The organism is Stenotrophomonas sp. 80084_Sma (genome assembly GCF_056481995.1).
Genome location: NZ_CM151177.1, coordinates 2,387,893 through 2,406,348, shown reverse-complemented (window position 1 = coordinate 2,406,348; position 18,456 = coordinate 2,387,893). Strand labels below are relative to the sequence as shown.

Annotated in this window: 17 protein-coding genes and 1 pseudogene; 4 read left to right on the top strand and 14 right to left on the bottom strand. The window is 61.8% G+C overall.

All coding sequences use genetic code 11. From position 1 onward, the window contains the following. Positions 1-379: 379 nt before the first annotated feature. From ACZK3W_RS11240 to ACZK3W_RS11190, 11 genes and pseudogenes are all read right to left on the bottom strand, one after another. Positions 380-1,039: pseudogene (locus tag ACZK3W_RS11240) on the bottom strand (ATP-binding cassette domain-containing protein); the annotation flags it as partial. Further along, positions 1,029-1,712, bottom strand: a complete 684-nt coding sequence (gene modB / locus ACZK3W_RS11235) for a molybdate ABC transporter permease subunit (RefSeq protein ID WP_005413347.1) — start codon at positions 1,710-1,712, stop codon at positions 1,029-1,031. The pseudogene ACZK3W_RS11240 and the gene modB, both read right to left, overlap by 11 nt. Before the next feature lie 3 nt (positions 1,713-1,715). Then, positions 1,716-2,459: a molybdate ABC transporter substrate-binding protein gene (modA, locus tag ACZK3W_RS11230; protein WP_026070511.1), complete on the bottom strand. Its 744-nt coding sequence runs from the start codon at positions 2,457-2,459 to the stop codon at positions 1,716-1,718. An 87-nt stretch (positions 2,460-2,546) separates the two neighbouring features. Next, positions 2,547-2,906 carry a hypothetical protein gene (locus ACZK3W_RS11225; protein WP_017354491.1) on the bottom strand — a complete coding sequence of 120 codons (360 nt, stop codon included), beginning with the start codon at positions 2,904-2,906 and terminating at the stop codon, positions 2,547-2,549. Further along, the gene (mobA, locus tag ACZK3W_RS11220; RefSeq protein WP_478449906.1) at positions 2,903-3,469 is read right to left on the bottom strand and encodes a molybdenum cofactor guanylyltransferase; all 567 of its coding nucleotides are present in this window, start codon (positions 3,467-3,469) and stop codon (positions 2,903-2,905) included. The genes ACZK3W_RS11225 and mobA overlap by 4 nt, the downstream gene beginning before the upstream one ends. Beyond that, positions 3,435-3,953, bottom strand: a complete 519-nt coding sequence (locus tag ACZK3W_RS11215; RefSeq protein WP_017354493.1) for a molybdenum cofactor biosynthesis protein MoaE — start codon at positions 3,951-3,953, stop codon at positions 3,435-3,437. Before ACZK3W_RS11215 ends, mobA begins: the two co-directional genes overlap by 35 nt. Before the next feature lie 3 nt (positions 3,954-3,956). Next, complete coding sequence (locus tag ACZK3W_RS11210; RefSeq protein ID WP_017354494.1) at positions 3,957-4,217, bottom strand: MoaD/ThiS family protein; 261 nt, start codon at positions 4,215-4,217, stop codon at positions 3,957-3,959. Beyond that, positions 4,217-5,470 (bottom strand): molybdopterin molybdotransferase MoeA, encoded by a 1,254-nt coding sequence (locus ACZK3W_RS11205; protein WP_017354495.1) that lies wholly within the window; start codon positions 5,468-5,470, stop codon positions 4,217-4,219. Before ACZK3W_RS11205 ends, ACZK3W_RS11210 begins: the two co-directional genes overlap by 1 nt. Beyond that, positions 5,467-6,465 carry a bifunctional molybdenum cofactor biosynthesis protein MoaC/MoaB gene (gene moaCB, locus ACZK3W_RS11200; RefSeq protein ID WP_026070513.1) on the bottom strand — a complete coding sequence of 333 codons (999 nt, stop codon included), beginning with the start codon at positions 6,463-6,465 and terminating at the stop codon, positions 5,467-5,469. Before moaCB ends, ACZK3W_RS11205 begins: the two co-directional genes overlap by 4 nt. A gap of 8 nt (positions 6,466-6,473) precedes the next feature. After that, on the bottom strand, positions 6,474-7,514 hold the full coding sequence (gene moaA / locus ACZK3W_RS11195) for a GTP 3',8-cyclase MoaA (protein ID WP_017354497.1): 1,041 nt from the start codon (positions 7,512-7,514) through the stop codon (positions 6,474-6,476). 31 nt (positions 7,515-7,545) lie between these two features. Then, positions 7,546-9,819 carry an FdhF/YdeP family oxidoreductase gene (locus ACZK3W_RS11190; protein ID WP_026070515.1) on the bottom strand — a complete coding sequence of 758 codons (2,274 nt, stop codon included), beginning with the start codon at positions 9,817-9,819 and terminating at the stop codon, positions 7,546-7,548. A 477-nt stretch (positions 9,820-10,296) separates the two neighbouring features. On the opposite strand from ACZK3W_RS11190, the gene fdhD reads away from it, so the two are divergent. From fdhD to cydB, 3 genes are all read left to right on the top strand, one after another. Beyond that, the gene (gene fdhD, locus ACZK3W_RS11185) at positions 10,297-11,157 is read left to right on the top strand and encodes a formate dehydrogenase accessory sulfurtransferase FdhD (protein ID WP_026070516.1); all 861 of its coding nucleotides are present in this window, start codon (positions 10,297-10,299) and stop codon (positions 11,155-11,157) included. A gap of 109 nt (positions 11,158-11,266) precedes the next feature. Beyond that, positions 11,267-12,655, top strand: coding sequence for a cytochrome ubiquinol oxidase subunit I (locus tag ACZK3W_RS11180; RefSeq protein ID WP_017354500.1), 1,389 nt, complete (start codon positions 11,267-11,269; stop codon positions 12,653-12,655). An 11-nt stretch (positions 12,656-12,666) separates the two neighbouring features. Beyond that, entirely contained in the window at positions 12,667-13,680 is a 1,014-nt protein-coding gene (cydB, locus tag ACZK3W_RS11175; protein WP_017354501.1) for a cytochrome d ubiquinol oxidase subunit II, read from the top strand. 2,286 nt (positions 13,681-15,966) lie between these two features. On the opposite strand, the gene ACZK3W_RS11170 is transcribed toward cydB, so the two are convergent. From ACZK3W_RS11170 to ACZK3W_RS11160, 3 genes are all read right to left on the bottom strand, one after another. Then, positions 15,967-16,416, bottom strand: a complete 450-nt coding sequence (locus ACZK3W_RS11170; RefSeq protein ID WP_017354502.1) for a phosphatase domain-containing protein — start codon at positions 16,414-16,416, stop codon at positions 15,967-15,969. Between the two features lie 206 nt (positions 16,417-16,622). Beyond that, positions 16,623-17,057 (bottom strand): NIF family HAD-type phosphatase, encoded by a 435-nt coding sequence (locus tag ACZK3W_RS11165; RefSeq protein ID WP_017354503.1) that lies wholly within the window; start codon positions 17,055-17,057, stop codon positions 16,623-16,625. 95 nt (positions 17,058-17,152) lie between these two features. Continuing rightward, a complete protein-coding gene (locus ACZK3W_RS11160) occupies positions 17,153-17,953 on the bottom strand; it encodes a hypothetical protein (protein WP_017354504.1) in 801 nt (266 codons plus the stop codon). Between the two features lie 95 nt (positions 17,954-18,048). On the opposite strand from ACZK3W_RS11160, the gene ACZK3W_RS11155 reads away from it, so the two are divergent. Further along, positions 18,049-18,294 (top strand): helix-turn-helix domain-containing protein, encoded by a 246-nt coding sequence (locus ACZK3W_RS11155; protein ID WP_017354505.1) that lies wholly within the window; start codon positions 18,049-18,051, stop codon positions 18,292-18,294. Positions 18,295-18,456: the final 162 nt, after the last annotated feature.

Sequence of the window (18,456 nt, the reverse complement as noted above, 5' to 3'; positions counted from 1 at the left end):
GGTCGCCACGGGAGGCTGGAGAAGTCTCGCTCCCTTCGAGCGGATCATTACGCCAATTCGGCCATATGGGAAGCGCTGGGTGCGCGTTGTCCCCGCCTCGGCCGGAGCCACGCAGCGCGGCCAAGCGCGGGCGAGTCGATCCGCCTTGCAAGAAGGTCCAGGCCCTACCGCTCGCCTACCGGCATAGAGATGCCTATGCACCAGGGTCGTCTCCCATTTGCGCGGCTCGCGGGCAGATGTATCGTGGCTTTGGACTCTCTGAGTCTCCGACTGACTGATGGTTGCTCTTCCCCTCAAGACCCGGGCTTGTTGGGGAGCCGACTAAGGATGGTAGAAGGCGGGGCTGACGGGTCGGCCTCTGACGCGAGCCGGGAGGAGAGATCAGTCGCCCATTTTCGATGCAGGCGATCTGGCCCCCAAATATCTCAATGTCGTTGGGATCATGGCTGATCAGCAGCAGTGGAATACCGGCCCCGTCCAGCACGGCCTCCAGCTCCTGCCGCAAGTGCTGGCGAAGATCCTGGTCCAGCGCGGAGAACGGTTCATCCAGCAGCAGCGCCTGCGGCTGCGTCACCAAGGCGCGTGCCAAGGCGGTACGCTGGCGCTGGCCGCCGGACACCTGCGAGGGCAGCAGATCACCCACCGTATCGATGCGGAATGCGTGCAACCACTGCTCCACCGCATCGAAGCGCTGGCCGACCCGCGGATTCAACCAGCCCTTCTGCAGACCGAACGCCACGTTCTGGCGCACGCTCAGGTGTGGGAACAGCGCGTAATCCTGGAACACGTAGCCCAGCCGGCGGTGCTGCGGCGGCAGATCCACACCGGTGGCCGCATCGAACAGGGTCTGCCCCTGTAGGCGCACATGACCCTGGCCCGGCCTCAGCAGCCCGGCCACCGCCTTCAGGGTCAGGCTCTTGCCCGCGCCCGAGGGCCCGAACAGCACCACCTGCCGCTGCGTGCACTGCAGCGACACGTCCAATACGAAATCCTGGCCGGCCGCCTGCAGGCGACGCTGCACCTGCAGGTCAAGCCACATCACGCAGCTCCCGGCGACGTCCGCCCACCAGCCGCGCGGCCAGCAGCAGGATCACGATGCACACCACCGAGGTCAGGATCACCAGCGCATTGGCCTTGCCGTCCTGGCCGGCCTGCACCGCTTCGTAGATGGCGATCGACAGCGTCTGCGTGCGGCCGGGAATGCTGCCCGCCACCATCAGCGTCGCGCCGAACTCGCCCATCGCGCGTGCAAACGCCAGCAGCAGGCCGGCGAGGATGCCGCGCCACGCCAGCGGCAGCGTGATGCGGAAGAACACCGCTGCTTCGGACACACCGAGCGTGCGTGCGGCCTGCTCCAACTGTCCATCCACTTCCTCGAACGCCGCGCGTGCCGGCTTGAACACCAGCGGCAGCGAGGCCACCGCCGCAGCGATCACCGCCGCCTGCCAGGTGAACACCAGGTTGATGCCGAACCACGACTGCAGCCACGCGCCGATCGGGCCGTTGCGGCCGATCAGCACCAGCAGGTAATACCCCAGCACGGTCGGCGGCAGCACCATCGGCAGGGTCAGCAGCGAATCCAGCAGCTCACGGCCAGGAAATCGCCGACGTGCCAGCAGCGCGCCCAGTGCCACGCCCAGCACCAGATTGATCGCGGTGGCCCAGCCGGCCACCTTCAGCGACAACCACAGTGCGCTCCAGTCGAGATCCATGCCTCAGGGCTTGCCGAACCCATGCTTGGCCAGGATCGCCTGGCCCTGTGCCGAACGCACGAAGGTGGTGAAGCGCTTGGCTTCAACCGGTTGCGCACTGGCCTTGGTCACCGCCAACGGATAGGCAATGCGCCCCGCCACCGGCACCGCGAAGGCACGGCGCACCCGATCAGGCATCGCCTGCGCATCGGTGGCATAGACGAAGCCGGCATCCACTTCACCGCGCGCCACGTAGTCCAGCGACTGGCGAACGTTCTGCGTGGTGATGGTCTTGCCCTGCACCGACGGCCACAGGCCCGCCGCTTCCAGCGCGCCCTTGGCATAGCGGCCGACCGGCACGCTGTCCGGGTTGCCCAGTGCGATGCGCTGCACACCGGCACCGGCCAGGTCCTTCAAGGTACGCGGCGCAGCCTTGGCCTGCGGCGGCACCACCACCCACAGCGCGTTCACCGCGAACACCTCGCGGGTGCCGGCCGCCAGCAGGTCCTGCTGCTGGGCCTGGTCCATCGTGGTTTCATCGGCCGACGCGAACACATCCACCGGCGCGCCGCGGCTGATCTGCTGCAGCAGCACGCCGGACGCGGCGAAGTTGAAATCGACCTTGGTTCCCGGGTGTGCCTTCTCATAGGCGGTGCCCAGTTCGCGGAAGCTCTCGGTCAAGCTCGATGCCGCCGACACCGTCAGGTCGGCCGCCAAGGCCGGCACCGTGGCCAGCAGTCCCAGCAACAACAGTCCAACTCGTTTCATCATTGGTTTCCCCGTTTGGTTGGGTTTAGATCGGTTTCACCGCCTATCCTTGGCATCGCAGGCGCTACATAGCTGGCCCGCCCAGAGCTAGGTAGAGGGTGCACGACGGTGCGGACCTCGTTGGCGCAGGCTGTCTCGTACATCCACATCGAATTGAAGCTGCAGCGAGATGTCATCATCCAGCGCAATGCCAAAACCCAGACCATCACGACAGGGCAAACGTAATGCCAAGGACTGAACCGCTTCGCGAGGAAGCATCAACCGGCAGTACTCGCTCCCCTCCAGAAGCACCGCCTGTTGCCCTGCATGCAGTGATAGCACCATGCCCCAGCCGCGATCGCCGCCGAACCGCGTCAGGTTCTCCACCGATTCGCCGGCCAGCAACTGCGCTAGCTCCTCTTCATCAACGCGCAGACGAACTGCCTGCCGCTGTAGCTGGACTTTCATGATGCAATGAACTCGAGCTCGGTTGAGGTGTTGCAGTTGAGTAGCTGGTCGTATTCGCTATCCGCCAGTGGCAGCTCGATTGCGCCCAAGCGTTCTCGCAGGGCGTGTAGCGAGCGGTGCGCCGCCGGATTCTCGATCAATTCCCGCAACACATGCTGGCAATGGTCATCAATCTGCAACCGCATCGGCAGGGGTTCTTCCGCAAACAGCACACAGGCAGCCGAAGGCGCATCACGTAACCGTTGTAGTAACGCCGGGGTCACATTGGGCGTATCCACCGGAAGCACCAGAGCGGCAGCGTCCGGCATGCACATGGCCACACTGTAGAGCCCGCCCAACGGGCCGCAGCGTGCCACGCGATCAGGAATGCCACCGAAGGCCGGGTAGTTGCCACTCACCCATACCCTTTCCGCACCTGCCTGTCGCAGCAGGCCACGCATGTGCTCTAGCAGGGTTCGCCCGTGCCACGGTAGCAGCGCCTTGTCACGGCCCATCCGGCTGGAAAGACCACCGGCCAGCACGATGCCGTCAGTGGGAATGTTCGTGATCGTGTGCACATTCATGGGCATTGTCATGAGCTTGCGTGGGTTCGTTATCCGCATGGCAGAGACTGCAGCCTTCGGTCCACTCGCTGTCGCCGTCCTCGTAATGCTCCTGCTTCCAGATCGGGCACTGGTGCTTGACCACCTCGATCAACTGCCGGCAGGCCCGGAATGCCTCGTCTCGATGCGGGCTGCCGGCGGCCACCACCACCGCCACATCGCCAATGCCCAACCGGCCCTTGGCGTGGGCCACATACAGCTTCAGCTTCGGACCGAACGTCGCCTCGACCTCTGCCGCCAGGCGCTTGAACTCGTTCAGCACCAAAGGTTCGAACAGGTCGTACGTGATCCCGGTCACCGGCCGGCCGATGTTGACGTCGCGCACCTTGCCGATGAACACGTCGATGCCGCCGAAGCCCGGATCAGATACCGCCGCGATGCCTTCGGCCGGATCGATCGCCGCCTGCGCGCGGTCCACCACCGTCGCGATGATCTTCTCGCTCATCGCTCAGCCCCCGCTCACTGGTGGCAGGATCGCCACGCGGCCATCGTCGGGCAGCGCCTCGTGGTCGCGCAGCACGCGTTGCTGGTCGGCAAACGCCGAGTAGTCCAGCAGGCCCGCGCGGAAACCCGGCCAACGCACCGGCAGCAGCTCGCGCAGCGCCTGGCGCAGATCGGCCACGGTGCCACCGGCCACATCGACGGCGATTTCGCGGCTGGCATCCAGATCGGAAAACGCACCGAACAACTGCAGATTCACCTGTTTCATCATGACTCCTGGCTCACCAGCTGCACCGGTTCGTGGTGACCCCAGCCCTGCACGCGCACGAAGGTGCCAGCGCTGGCCAGGTCTCCCTCGGCCTCCAGCACCACCCAGGCGTTGGCCTGCAGCATGGACATCAAACGGAACGACTCCTGCCCGGACAGTACGCGCGCACTCAGGCGCCCCTGCCCGTCCATTTCCACCCGCGCCCGCGCGTGGAAGCGCAGACCGGGCGGCTTGCGCACGTCGGCCTGCAGCGGCAGCCGCAACACCGGTTCCGGTGCAAGCCCCAGCAGGCGGCGCAGTACCGGCTCGACGAAGAAGCGCTGGCCCACGGCAGCCGAAACCGGGTTGCCGGGCAGGCCGAAGTACAGCGCGCCATTGGGCAACACCGCGAACAACAACGGCTTGCCGGGGCGGATCGCCACCTTATGGAAGACGATGCGCGCACCACGGCCACGCAGCGCATCGGGAACGAAGTCGTAGCGGCCGGCCGACACCGCGCCGGTACTGATCAGCAGCTGCGCGCCAGCGGCCAGCGCTTCATCCAGCACCGCATTGAACGCGGCCACGTCGTCGCCCACCGTGCCCTGCCAGACCACCTCGGCACCGGCCGCCTGCAGGCGGCCCACCAGGTAGGGGCGATTGCTGTCACGGATCTGGCCCGATTCCAGCGCCTGCGCCGCCTCGGTCACCAGTTCCTTGCCGGTGGCGATCACCGCCGCCCTCGGCCGCGCCACCACCGCCACCTCACCCACGCCCAGGGCGTGCAGCAGGGTGCGGGCATTGATATCCAGCACCTGGCCGGCGCACAGCACGCGCTCACCCTCGCGCACGTCCTGGCCGCGCAGGCGCACGTTCTGGCCCGGCTTCACCGTCGCGGTCAGCGCGATGCGGGTCGGGCGGCCGTCCTCGCTGGCGAGGATCTCCACGTTCTCGACCGGCACCACCGTATCCAGGCCAACCGGCATGCGCGCTCCGGTCATGATTTCCCAGGCACCCTCGCCGCCTTCGGCGCCGGCATCGCCGGCTGCCTGCCAGCCCTGCACCGCGAATTCGGTACCGGCCTCGAACGTCGCGCCGTTGGCGCGCAGCGCAAAGCCGTCCATCGCCGAATTGTCGAACGGCGGCAACGACTGCCCGCTGTGGATGTCACTGGCCAGGGTACGGCCGCCGGCTTCATGCAGCGGCACGCGCTCGGCCGGCAGCGGCGTGGCCGCGTCCAGCAGGTGCTGCAAGGCTTCGCAATAGGGAATCATGAGTGGCCATCCCCCTCGACCATCGCCAGGGCGTGGCCCAGTACCGGCGCCAGGATATCCAGGCACTGCGCCGCCGCCTTCGGGCTGCCGGGCAGCGCGAACACCAGCATGTTGCCCAGCTGCACCACCTCGGCGCGGCTCAGCCAGGCCATCGGCGTGTGCTGTGCACTCAGCGCGCGCACCATCTGCGCCAGGCCATGTACCGGCCGCGCGTTCAGGGAACGGAGCGCCTCCGGGGTCAGGTCACGCGGGCCCAGTCCGGTACCACCGGTACACAGGCACAGGCGCACGCCCTCGGCGGCCAAGGCCTGCAGGCGACCCGCCAATGGCTCGATGCCATCGGGCAACACCTCAGCGGCCACCACCTCGCCGCCCAGCTTTTTCAGGCCGGTCACCAGGGTCGGGCCAGAGATATCCTCATAGGTGCCGTCGCTGGCGCGATCGCTCAGCGTGATCACCGCGCAGGCCGCGCCCTCCAGGCCCTTCGGCGCACGCGGCTTGAAACGCGTGCGCTCGGCATCGTCCATGCCGTCGGGGTGCAGCCAGACACCGCGCTTGCCGCCTTCCTTGAACAGCAGGCGGATACCTTCGATGCGCAGGGCCGGTTCCACCGGCTTGCTCAGGTCGTACAGGGTAAGCAGCGCCGCGTTGACGCCGGCCAGTGCCTCCATCTCCACGCCGGTGCGCGCCTCGCTGGCGCACTCGCACCACACGCGGATCGCCTGCCGTTCCGGTACCGGCGCGCAGAACACCTGCACCAGTTCCAGCGGCAGCGGGTGGCACAGTGGCATCAGCATCGAGGCCATCTTGGCGCCCTGCAGGCCGGCAATCTCGGCCATCACCAGCGCATCGCCCTTGGGCAGGCGGCGCTCGACGATCAGCGGATAGGCCACTGGACCGGCATGCAGCTCGCCCACCGCCACCGCACGTCGGCGGGTGATGCGCTTGTCGCGGACATCGGCCATATGGAAGGCCGCATTCAATTCCCCACTCATCGTGTTGCTCATCCTCCGATGGAGGCCAGGTGCGGGGTCAGCCCGGTCTGGCCCTGGTGCAGTCCATGCCCGGCCGCTTTCAGGCCAAGCTGCGTGGTAATGCGTGCCAGCAGCGCGTCATGGTCATCGTCGCTCTGCAGCAGCGGGCGCAGCGGCACGCCGAACTCGCCGAACAGGCACAGCCGCAGGTCACCCTTGGCGGTCACCCGCAGGCGGTTGCAGCCCTTGCAGAAGTCACGCGAATACGGGGCGATGATGCCCACCGTGCCGCGATGGTCCGGGTGGCTGTACTCACGCGCCGGGCCGGCATCGGCGGCGCGCGGCCGTTCGTGCCAGCCAGCCGCCAGCAGCTGCTCGATCACCACGTCGGCGCGCAGGTGGTGGCGCTGGAAATAGGCTTCGTTGTCGCCGGTGCGCATCAGTTCGATGAAGCGCACGCTGAAGGGGCGGTCACGCAGGTAGTCCATCCACTGCGGCAGCTCGTCGTCGTTCAGGCCACGCAGCAGCACCGCATTGAGCTTGATCGCCGGCAGGCCCAGCGCCTGCGCCAGGGCCAGGCCCTGTTCGATCTCCGGCAGGCGGTCATGCCCGGTGATGGTCTTGAAACGTTCGCGCTGCAGGCTGTCCATGCTCACGTTCAGCGCGGTCAGGCCGGCGCGGTGCCAGCCCGGCAGGCGCCGCGGTAGCAACGTGCCATTGGTGGTGATGGCCACCTTGCGGATGCCCGGCACCGCCGCCACGGTGGCGATGATCTCATCCAGGTCCTTGCGCAGGCTGGGCTCGCCGCCGGTCAGGCGGATCTTGCTCATGCCCAGCGCGGCAAACGCACGCACCAGGCGCGCGATTTCTTCCACCTGCAGGAAGCGCGGGCGGCCATCGGCCTGGTAGCCGTCGGGCAGGCAGTAGCTGCAACGGAAGTTGCAGGCTTCGGTCAACGAAAGGCGCAGGTACGGAAAGCTGCGTCCGAAACCGTCGGTGAGTTGGCGGGGATGATCTGCCAGTGCGCCCTCACCTACCGGCTCTGGCGCCCGAATGAGCTCGGCTGACATTCTTAGTCCTCCCTACGACATGCCGGCGCAATCACTGTGAAATGACCACCCTGACCGGGATCGACTTCGCCGCGGGGGTACCACTGATGCGATCGAAGTAATCCAGAGGTAGCAGTGGATTGAGTTCAGGGTAGTAGCCCGCAATCGCGCCACGCGGCATCGGATAGTCAAGCACAGTCAACCCATCGACCCGCCGGCAGACGCCATCACTGGAGATCGTCTCGAGGCTCACCTGTTCCTCCTTCCCAATCCCTCGTGCTACTCGATCTTCCAGGTTCATGAAGAGGATCATTCGATCGTTATACACACCGCGATAGCGATCGTTGTAGCTGTAGATTGTCGTGTTGTACTGGTCATGGGAGCGAACCGTGGCCAGCCGAAGCATAGTGGGATCCTCGACCAGGTCGTTCACTTCAAGACCCGGCAACACCAGAATATTGGCCTTCCCGTTAGGTGTCGGCCACTCACGGCGGCGCGGCGGAATGTCCAAGTGGAAGCCACGCGGCGCCTGGATCCGTTCATTGAAGTCTGCGTAGATGCTGGGATAGACCGCCGCGATCAGCTCACGAACATGGTTGTAATCGTGCATGCAAGCTGCCCAGTCGACCTTGCTGTCCGGCAGTGTTGCCATTGCCATGCGGCACACGATCTCAACTTCCGGAAGAACATGTTCACTCACAGGCTCCAGTACTCCACGGGATGCGGTGACATTCGACATGGCATCCTCAATGGTGACAAACTGCTCACCCAGCGGGGTATGGATCCACTCCGAGCGCGCCACCACCGGTAGGATCAGCGCCTCCTTGCCATGCACTAGGTGGCCACGGTTGAGTTTGGTGGCGATGCCAACCGTAAGCTCAAGACCACGCATTGCCCTGTAGGCAATTTCGGTATCAGGAACAGCATGGATGAAGTTCCCGCCCATGCCGATGAAGACCTTGGCGGTTCCAGCCAGCATCGCCTCAATAGACTCAACCACATGGTGCCCATGTTCGCGCGGCGGTTCGAACCCGAACACGTCGCGAACTTGGTCCAGGTAGCGTTGCGTCGGCTTCTCATCAATGCCGACGGTACGGTCGCCTTGCACGTTGGAATGGCCGCGAATAGGAGCAATGCCCGCCCCGGGCTTTCCGAAGTTGCCGCGCAGCATCAGCAGATTGGCAACCTGCTGCAAAAGGCGAGATCCTTGCTGGTGCTGGGTCAGGCCCATGCCATAGCAGATAATGGTCGCACGGGAACGGATGTAGATCTCTGCACAACGCAGAATCTGCTCCTTCTTGATCCCGGACACTTGGACGATCTGGCTCCACTCCAGGGACATCACTTCTTCACGCAATGCCTCCAGCCCGACGGTGTGCTCGGTCAGGAATTCGTGATCGAGAACAGACTCGCCGGCCGCTTCCCGCTCGAACATAGCCTTCATGATGCCCTTGATCAGGGCCAGGTCACCGCCGATGCGAATGTGTACAAATTCACTGGAAATCTCGGTGGAGCCAAACGTGGCCATCTGCACGACGTCCTGGGGCTCGGCAAAGCGAATCAGCGCACGTTCCGGCATAGGATTGACCGCGACAATTGGAGCATTACGCTTCCGCGCCTCCACCAAGTTGGACATCATTCGTGGTGAGTTGGTGCCTGTGTTCTGGCCGATGACGAAGATGGCCTCAGCATGCTCAAAGTCATCGAGCACGATAGTGCCCTTGCCGACACCAATTGCCGGCGGCAACCCCCGGCTGGTCGGCTCGTGGCACATGTTCGAGCAGTCCGGGAAGTTGTTGGTTCCGAACTCGCGCACGAAGATCGAGTACAGGAACGCGGCTTCGTTCGGCGTCCTCCCCGAGGTGTAGAACTCAGCCTCATGCGGGCTGGACAGGGCCTGCAGGTGTCGCCCGATCAGCGCGAAGGCCTCATCCCAGCTACAAGGAACGTAATGGTCGGATACCGGGTCATATCGCATCGGCTCGGTCAATCGACCCTGCATCTCCAGCCAATAGTCGGACTGCGCCATCAGCTCCTGGACAGTGTGCTCCGCGAAGAACTCACGCGTGGCGCGATGCTTGGTTGCCTCCCATGCCAAGGCCTTCGCACCGTTTTCGCAGAACTCCAGCTTCTTGGTGTGATCTGCATCCGGGAAAGCGCAACTGGGGCACTTGAATCCCCCAGGCTGATTCATCGACAAAAGCGCTTTAGATCCCTTGGCAATGACGCTCTGCTGCATCAGAACCTTGGCGGTTGCACCGGCGGCACCCCAACCACCGGCAGGATGGTCGTAGGCTTTGTAACGGGGGATCTTCTGCTCTGACATGACAGGCACTCGCAGCATGCAATTGGGAGTGGGAAAAGTTAAGCACGCGACGGCCTCCCCTTCCACGGACAGTATGTCCACCCTGCCCAGACAAGACGTCCGGCGTACACGCCGGGGATCGAATCGAGGCACTGGTGTCCGATACGAGTGCCTCAACGGACCCGAAGCGCTCATCCTGGCCCTCACCACGAACAGGTCTTCACGCCACCCGCCATCGATTGTAACTATCTAATTTATCGGGCGTTTTCTAGCTACAGGCACATGTAGCGGACAGGCGGGCCACAGCCCCTCGAACAGAATGTCGGATCAACTCAGCCAAACTGTCCATCTGCGAACATTTGTAAATTTTGACCGCAGCGGGGTGTACGCCTTGGGATACTCTCCGCACTGTCAAACCACTAAGAAGTCCCCGACCCGAGGGACCCTGCACGCCCAGATCATCGTTACCGGCTTCCCTCCCCGCCAGGCCTCATCTCCATGCAAGCGCCCAGCCCAGTACCTGCCAACGAGCCCTGCGGCATCGCATATCGAAGAACCCTTCGGTGGCGTGGTGGCGAGCGCGGCTCAATCATGGACAGCGTTGCCGAAGAAGTGCCTGTCGCGATGCTCTACAACGACAGTCCTTTCTCGGTGATGATGGCCAGCCCAACGGATCTGGAAGACTTTGCGCTGGGCTTTTCCATGACGGAGGGAACAATTTCTGATCCCTCCCAACTTCTCCGGATTGAAGTGAGGCCATCGCTGGAAGGCATTGAGCTGGCGATGGAAGTCACAGATAGTGCACCCATCGTGTCAATGCCCAACGACGCCACCCGCAACCTACCCGGGCGTAGCGGTTGCGGGCTATGTGGAGCTAGTCGACTGGAGCAAGTGCTCAGAATGCCTTTGCCAATCGACCGACCCACCACCTACTCCGCCTTGGCGCTACGCGTAGCACTGTCCTCGCTAAAAGGGCTACAGCCAATGAACGAGGCTGCCGGCTCAACCCACGCAGCAGCATGGGTTCTCCCGGACGGAGCTATCGAAGTGGTACGCGAAGACGTGGGCAGGCACAACGCACTAGATAAGCTCATTGGTGCAATGAGGCGCTCATCGACTTCAACCAACGAAGGTCTCGTGCTTCTATCTAGCCGTGCTAGCTACGAAATGGTGAGTAAGGCCGCCTATGCAGGCATGGCGATCGTTGCAGCGGTATCGGCACCCACAGCCTTAGCCATAGATCTCGCAAAGGCCGCAGGGATCTGTCTTGTCGGTTTCGCGCGCTCGGATGGCTTCAACATCTATTCACACCCCCAGCGCCTACTCGATTTGGAAGCTGCACACCTAGCAGCCGTATGACGCCAGATGACGCCTGCCGTGCAATGAGCAAGGATCTCCGCCGATGAAATTGCTAGGCACCATCGGAACTTGAGCCGCTAGCCACCACCCACCCCCTATTGGGATCGTTATGGACGCCCTCCTCCTTTCCCGAATTCAGTTCGGCTTTCTCATCAGCTTCCATGTGCTCTTCCCTGCCTTCACCATTGGCTTGGCCAGTTGGCTTGGTTTCGTGGAATGGCGCTGGCTTCGAACCCGCAACCCGGTGTGGCGGGATCTGTTCTTCTTCTGGCAGAAGATCTTTGCCGTGTCCTTCGGCATGGGCGTGGTAAGCGGTATCGTCATGGCGTTCCAGTTCGGCACAAACTGGCCTCGTTTGAGCCAGATCGCCGGAACCGTAATCGGCCCCCTACTGACTTACGAGGTCCTGACAGCCTTCTTCCTGGAGGCAAGTTTCCTCGGAGTGATGATGTTCGGCTGGGGGCGAGTATCACCACGCCTGCACTTCTTTTCCACATGCATGGTCGCACTTGGAACGCTCTTTTCAACGTTCTGGATTCTTGCCTCCAACAGCTGGTTGCATACGCCTGCGGGCTACGAAATGATCAACGGAGTGGTCCATCCGGTTGACTGGTTCGAGGTTGTGTTCAATCCATCGTTCCCCTATCGACTGGCCCATATGGCAATAGGGTCATTCATAACAACCTGCTTCGTGGTGGGTGGTGTTGGCGCCTGGTACCTGCGGCGTAAGGAGCACGTCGAAGCCGGCCGCAAGATGCTTGGGGCGGCTGTGATATTTGCGGCCATTACCGTTCCTGTTCAGATTTTCGTGGGTGACATGCATGGTCTGAACACCCTCAAGCACCAGCCGATGAAGATCGCAGCGGTAGAGGCTCACTGGCATCAGGGCCAAGAAGGTGAAGGAGTTCCGCTGGTCGTCTTCGCTGTACCAAATGAGAAGGAAGAGCGGAACGATCTTGAGATCGCGATTCCGCGTGTTGGCAGCCTCATCCTGACTCACTCCATGGATGGAACCTTCGCACCGCTGACATCCGTACCGGCGAGCGAACGACCTCCGGTCACGCCTGTGTTCTTCGCATTCCGGATCATGGTTGGGATAGGCACCCTCATGCTACTGCTCGCCTGGCTTTCTGCTTTCACCCTGGCCCGCCGTAAGCTGTTCGATTCCGGGGCCCTGCTGCGCGCTTGGAACTGGATGCTTCCAAGTGGGTTCGTTGCTTTGGTGGCCGGCTGGTTTGTCACCGAGATGGGGCGCCAGCCTTGGATTGTCTATGGCGTTTTGCGAACGGCTGATGCCGTGGGACCGCAAACGGCCTGGATGACAGCGATCTCACTCGCGGTCTATGTCGCTGGATATGCGTTCGTATTTGGTTGGGGCATCTGGTATCTGGTCAAGATCCTCCGACATGGCCCACATGCCCAAGACGGAAGTCCGTCGCTAGAGGGTGGTGATCGCACACCTGCACGGCCTATCTCGGCCGCTGATCAATCTCTCTGAGGAACGCTGACATGGACTCGATGACCTGGTTGCCCATCGCCTGGTTCGCCGTCATCAGCTTCGGCGTCCTGATGTACGTCGTCCTCGACGGCTTCGTACTCGGTATTGGCATTCTCGCGCCCTTTGCCGAGGATGAAGAGCAGCTCGATGTGATGATGAACACCGCTGCCCCAATATGGGATGGCAACGAAACCTGGCTGGTGCTCGGCGGAGCCGGATTGCTAGCAGCGTTTCCAACAGCCTATGCAGCGCTTCTTTCGGCCCTGTACCTTCCAGTACTTCTGCTGCTTGTATCATTGGTTTTCCGGGGGGTCGCCTTTGAGTTCAGGTTCAAAGCCCATCGCTCCAAGAGGCTTTGGAGCGTGGCTTTCGGCCTTGGCTCGCTTCTGGCCGCGTTCTCTCAAGGAGTGATTCTTGGCACGGTGGTGCAAGGCGTGCCAATGACTGGTGACACCTACGCTGGCGGGCCATTCCTATGGTTCAGCCCCTTTGCCATGCTTACCGGAGCAGCCTTGGTTGCCGGCTACGCCTTGCTTGGAGGCACCTGGCTAATCTTGAAGACCGAGGGGCGAACCCACGCACTTGCCAGGCGCCTGACCCGCCCCCTGGTGGTCGCCGTGATCGTGGCCATGGGGCTCGTGAGCAGCTGGCTGCCGTTCCTTGATCTGCGACTAATGACTCGCTGGTTCAGTGACGGGAATTTCTGGTGGCTGTCCCCCGTCCCCCTTCTTACGCTCGCCGTGGCAGTGGCGCTGTGGCGCGCGGAGAAACGCCCCACTCATGATCTTGCCCCTTTCCTACTGAGCCTGTCGTTGTTTGTCCTGGGTTACCTAGGCCTCGTACTCGGCATGTGGCCGTACCTGCTCCCCCCGGCATTGACGATCTGGGATGCAGCAGCGCCAGTGTCGTCGCTTGGCTTCAGCCTGGTCGGCTTGGCGGTCATGCTTCCTGTCATCCTGGGCTACACCGCCTGGTCATACCGCGTTTTCCGCGGCAAGGTGAGTGCGAGCACGAGCTATCATTGAGCGTGATATGCCGCCCATTCGCCTGAAGTGGAGAATGGGCTCAACTAAAGCCCGGAAAGGGCGAGTGGGTTCGGTGGCGGCCGACTCATGAACTGAATGTCACTGGACTATCTTCAGCTAAGCCGAAGGTCAAATGCCACCGCCTCTGGCCCTCGACTTGACTCAATCAGTTAGCCAATACGCCCGGCCTCCCAGAATCGTGTATCGCCCTAAGACACACAGGATGTGATGAGTGGGGCCTTCAGCCGACCCTGAATCGTATGCCTTCGGATCGAACTGACTTGAAGGAAAGTCGATGATTCACGGTGAGGTGGTAGAAGAACGCCTCACACCAACGAAGTCGCCTAGAAAGAAGGACTACATCATGTATGGGGCCGCTACGAGATAGCCACCTGACAAGAGTGAGTGGGTCCCTTCCCGACAGCATGGGGCTAAGTAGCTCAACAGTAGAGCCTCTGGCCAACGTGCAAACCCACGGCCGTACGGATCTTAACCATAGGTGGAAGCCCTCCCGCTCAAGCCTACGCCTTTCAGCAAGCTCCGCTCTGAGCTGACGCCGGCGAACTTGGCGGGCTATCTCCAAGTGTGGCGAGTACTCCCCCTTGCCATGATAGGCAACCTTCAGGACGTAGCCCCGGGCCCTGGTAGGAATCGGTGAGTACGAAGCTCGAACACGCGCAAAGAAGTACCCCGCGAAAACGGCAGTTGCGACGAGAACAACATGAAGTTCGCTCGGGGCGATACGGTATCCACTCGCGGTGAAGAACTGGACGCAAACAAGTCCATCACAACCCGTAGGAATCAACGTTCGATACAACGTCGTCCCGGGAACATACAAGAGAAAAATGAAGCCATAGGCGCACCATTTCCAGCAATGAACTCGCTGATCCAGCACCGGCTCCCAACTGAGCTCTCTTTTGGGGCGGCGCAGAACGTAAGCGCCAATGAAGAGCAGCGAAGGAACGCCCAATAGCAGCAGCAGGTCGATGATCTTCTGAATTGAGTACATGGCAGGGTACTTAGAACGTCGCTCCGGAGCTCCTGGGCAAACGGGATGCCATCGACTGGATTCGTGGCCGGGACGACCCGCCAGGAGTCTGGACAGGGCTGTATCGGCCGCGCGACATGGAACTTGAACCACTGATTCGTCCATGCTCAATGGCCTACTCGCGCTCCTCGGCATAGCACGGCTCCCCAAAGAACCTAGAACACCGCTGGAGGAAGCGACGGGACTTTCACTCACAACTCCAGCGCAGCCACGGACAGCAGTGTGGCGATATCTGAAGATCAGATAGACGCGGACTCGCCTCGCTGCTATGCTGGTGAGCTAGGCGAGCGATCTGAGAGACAAGTGGCCTATGTTGTCACCCAACCGACCCTCATTTCGCATTGGCCAGAGTTGGACGATTTCGTTCGTTCAATCGGCCCGTTCTTAGCCTGCGCCTGGTGCGCACTGGAGCGCTCAAGGACCGTAAGCGGGCCTGTTGCCGCCGAGGGCTTGGCCTCAGCCGCACTCGATACGCTTGCCTCACTTCGCGTACTGCAGCGCATTCCCATCGCAGCCCCCAATTCCGGGGCGAGGTCCTTGTATGAGCCTCTGGCATGGACCTATCAGGCCGCTTGGTCACGTCAGGACGTGAGTCTGGAGGCCAGGTTGACCAGTACGCTTACCCGATGGGCTGCCGAATGCCCGTCCACTGCCAAACGGACCTTGGGAACCTCGCTCGCAGAGAGCGAAGCCCGTGCATACCTGGCCAACCTGCTACGCAAGTATCGGCTATCTCCCACGCTGGGCAATGGCCTGAGATCGACCCAGCTCCCGGAGTGGAATGCACTGAGCTTGGGACGCAAGAGGTATGTACTGTGGGCCGGCATGCGCAACGTTGCGTCGGAGTTCCTGAAAGCTGATCTGGACGAGGAGGCCGCCCGTCGGGTACTTGATCGAGAGATCAGCAGGAGATGCACTTGGCTCGTTAGCCGAGTTCAATCGGGAGCACTTGGCCCGACTGACTTTTGCTTCGTGCCAGGCCATGGCTGGCGTCAGCCGTTGATCTTGGACGTGGCAATGGAGACGTTTATCCCTCTGGGCAGACAGTACTGGCTGCAGCCAAGTAGCGACTGGAGGCTTTAGCGGATACTCTCCGCGCCGCGTCCACTAGTGGGCGCGCGACCCAGCGAATCCGGTGTCAGCGGTCGACTAGATCGCGTAGGTATCGGTGGCGCCAATAGCCAGGGCTGGCCTTGAACGACTGATGAGCTCGCCACGCGTTTGATCTGGAAGGGCAACTACGAGCGCAGTCCCTGTGCCCATTGCTGCAGGAAATCCTCCTGGACAGCGGTCTCGATGGCACCCGGCCTGACACGTCGCACCGAGCCAATGGCAGCCTGCGCTGTTCGCTCAGCCCCTGACTGCAGTAGAAGCATCGCTGCGACAGTGCCGGCTCGCCCCAGCCCACCCTTGCAGTGGACCACAATGCGCAGGCCCGAATGCAAACTCCGAACGAGCATTGACCCCAGTACTGGCCATCGTTCGAGCAACCTCTGGTCAGGTGCTGCGCCATCCGTGATTGGAAGGCCATGCCATGAGATGCCCTGCCCTTCAACCACTTGAGGCAAGCACTCGATCCGCAACTCACTGAACTCCCACGGCTCGAGTAGCGTGATCAGGTGGCTGGCTCCCCAACACTGAATCACAGAGACATCCACATCGATGTCTCTCGCCCATGCCCCCGTCATCGCAACTTCTTGGTACTTACCTGGCGCGAAGGTCACACCAATTGCCCCTCCCCTTTCGCCAACCGGGAGTTCCGCGATAGCTAAAGGGTGGGTCAAACTTGTTCGAATCATGTCGGATCTCCTGAACGACAGCCCATTCCTATGCAGCAACCGGCGCTGCTGGCTGGAAGAGCTGCACCCGCCAACCCACTCACTAAGCACACCAACTACAACGGAACAACCAATCGTTCCTTCAGCATCTCAAGGGCCACTTCCAGGCCGGCGTCATCCGCGTCATATGGAGCGCCGAACAAAGAGACCTCAATCCAATAGCGCTCCTGCCCCGGATGGATGTAGTCCGCGTGATCGTCCAGCAACAGCGCTGCACCCAGGATCGGAGACACATACCGGAGGTCCTTCGTTGCCCCTCCCCAGAATGTATATGGCAACTCAGCGAACCAGCCTGGCGCGCTCCCTTCCTCGACCAGCAGCCGCGAAATCCTGCGGAAAGCTGCCTCAGGGACCGTGGTGTAGATGACCAGATGCTCGAAGAGTTCATGAGCGACCTCAAGGAACTGATAAAGCCCTGGGCGTGGAATCTGGCTGACAGCATTTGAGATCAGCGTCCCCTCGAGATCGAGAGCAAGGATGGTCGGTCGCATTGAGCGCTAGGATCCTCATCAGCAGTTGGACACTTGGATCTGGAGCGTTCCGCGCTGCGCTTGGTCATCGGACGCAGTTGCGGAACGCCAATGAGTCAGATATCTGAGAACTTCTCGGCTTGCTTAAGCTGATTCTCCAGAGACTGGATCTTTTCCCTATAGTTGGCAGCTATGTAGGGCTTGTCATTGAAGTCCAAAGCCGTCTGAGGAATTAGTTCGAGCTCGACTCGCGTTGAAGACGCTTGTCGAATTGCCAGTGTCGACCACGCATCATCACCTTTTACGAAGCCAACATTGAAGCGCGCCGTGACGCCGCGGCTCGGCTTGAGGCCATCAATCGATCGGAAGTCGCTGTGCACCCGCGACTTTGCCGTGGGCTGAGCTTCGCCATTGATGTAGAGCGTCGCCGCCCAGCTGGCCTGGCTGAGCGCCAAAGTTGAGCTATTCGCAATTCGCGCCTCAATGACCGGCTTCGGGCCAAAGAAGCTGTCCTCGATCCGTAACGTTGCGCCACTCGCACGCACTCTTTCTAGTTCGGTGATCGTCGGCCGCTGCGCGTTGGCCTGCTCCTGCAGAGCAAGAATTTCTTTTGGATGGGCATCCCTAATCTGCTTGATGTGCCCCCTAACCACCTGTCTTATAGATGCATTCGGGTAGGCCTTGTTCAGCTCAGCCAGATCAAGGCCGGCAACGGCCCAGTTGAAGGCATCCCGCTCATGGGCACTCAGCTCGGCGTCAATTGCGTCAATCGACGCTCTGTATTGCTCCTGCGTGCCGTCAGTGACCAACTTCCTGTCTACTGGACCGCTGCAGGCGGCAACTAGGACCGTCAGAGCAAGCAGCAAGCCCTGCCTGCCCCAGCCAGCTGCGTCGCGTCGACGTTGTTCTTTGATCATGCCCTTCCCCTGTCAATGAGAAGCACAGGATATCTGGTTTTTAGATATCGGAGAACTGGATATAGCTTCTGAAGCCGCTCAACCAGGGTGCGGCCGTGGCCAAGACAATCCATCGCAAGGAATACGCCGCCCTGATTGAGACCGTCAGAGACGCGCGCTTGGCTGCTGGCCTTACCCAAGTACAAGTGTCCAGCAAGCTGGGGCGCAGCCAGTCGTTCATTAGCGATGTTGAGACAGGGAAGCGCAGGGTTGACGTCGTGGAGCTTAGGGACATAGCGCGCCTGACAGGCCTATCCCTGGGCAAGCTCATTGCCGACTTTGAGAAGCGACTCAAAGACTGACTTTACTGAGCTAAGGCTCAGTCTTCTTCAGATGCGTACCACTAGGCTCACGCCTAGTGCCCACCCCACTATCCCGCTCAACGAGCATGCGACCACTTTGAGCAAATGGCTTCTTGCCAGTTCTGGCTACACAGGACTGGCTGGTCAAGTGGTGGCCTCCAG

Bases quoted from the DNA above. Each gene is read 5' to 3' on its own strand.
- ACZK3W_RS11180 (WP_017354500.1), top strand. From the start codon at position 11,267: ATGGACGCCCTCCTCCTTTCCCGAATTCAGTTCGGCTTTCTCATCAGC.
- ACZK3W_RS11170 (WP_017354502.1), bottom strand. From the start codon at position 16,416: ATGACGGGGGCATGGGCGAGAGACATCGATGTGGATGTCTCTGTGATT.
- ACZK3W_RS11205 (WP_017354495.1), bottom strand. From the start codon at position 5,470: ATGATTCCCTATTGCGAAGCCTTGCAGCACCTGCTGGACGCGGCCACG.
- fdhD (WP_026070516.1), top strand. From the start codon at position 10,297: ATGCAAGCGCCCAGCCCAGTACCTGCCAACGAGCCCTGCGGCATCGCA.
- ACZK3W_RS11215 (WP_017354493.1), bottom strand. From the start codon at position 3,953: ATGAGCGAGAAGATCATCGCGACGGTGGTGGACCGCGCGCAGGCGGCG.
- modB (WP_005413347.1), bottom strand. From the start codon at position 1,712: ATGGATCTCGACTGGAGCGCACTGTGGTTGTCGCTGAAGGTGGCCGGC.
- moaCB (WP_026070513.1), bottom strand. From the start codon at position 6,465: ATGAGTGGGGAATTGAATGCGGCCTTCCATATGGCCGATGTCCGCGAC.
- ACZK3W_RS11165 (WP_017354503.1), bottom strand. From the start codon at position 17,057: ATGCGACCGACCATCCTTGCTCTCGATCTCGAGGGGACGCTGATCTCA.
- ACZK3W_RS11210 (WP_017354494.1), bottom strand. From the start codon at position 4,217: ATGAAACAGGTGAATCTGCAGTTGTTCGGTGCGTTTTCCGATCTGGAT.
- ACZK3W_RS11190 (WP_026070515.1), bottom strand. From the start codon at position 9,819: ATGTCAGAGCAGAAGATCCCCCGTTACAAAGCCTACGACCATCCTGCC.
- cydB (WP_017354501.1), top strand. From the start codon at position 12,667: ATGGACTCGATGACCTGGTTGCCCATCGCCTGGTTCGCCGTCATCAGC.
- modA (WP_026070511.1), bottom strand. From the start codon at position 2,459: ATGAAACGAGTTGGACTGTTGTTGCTGGGACTGCTGGCCACGGTGCCG.
- mobA (WP_478449906.1), bottom strand. From the start codon at position 3,469: ATGAATGTGCACACGATCACGAACATTCCCACTGACGGCATCGTGCTG.
- ACZK3W_RS11160 (WP_017354504.1), bottom strand. From the start codon at position 17,953: ATGATCAAAGAACAACGTCGACGCGACGCAGCTGGCTGGGGCAGGCAG.
- moaA (WP_017354497.1), bottom strand. From the start codon at position 7,514: ATGTCAGCCGAGCTCATTCGGGCGCCAGAGCCGGTAGGTGAGGGCGCA.
- ACZK3W_RS11225 (WP_017354491.1), bottom strand. From the start codon at position 2,906: ATGAAAGTCCAGCTACAGCGGCAGGCAGTTCGTCTGCGCGTTGATGAA.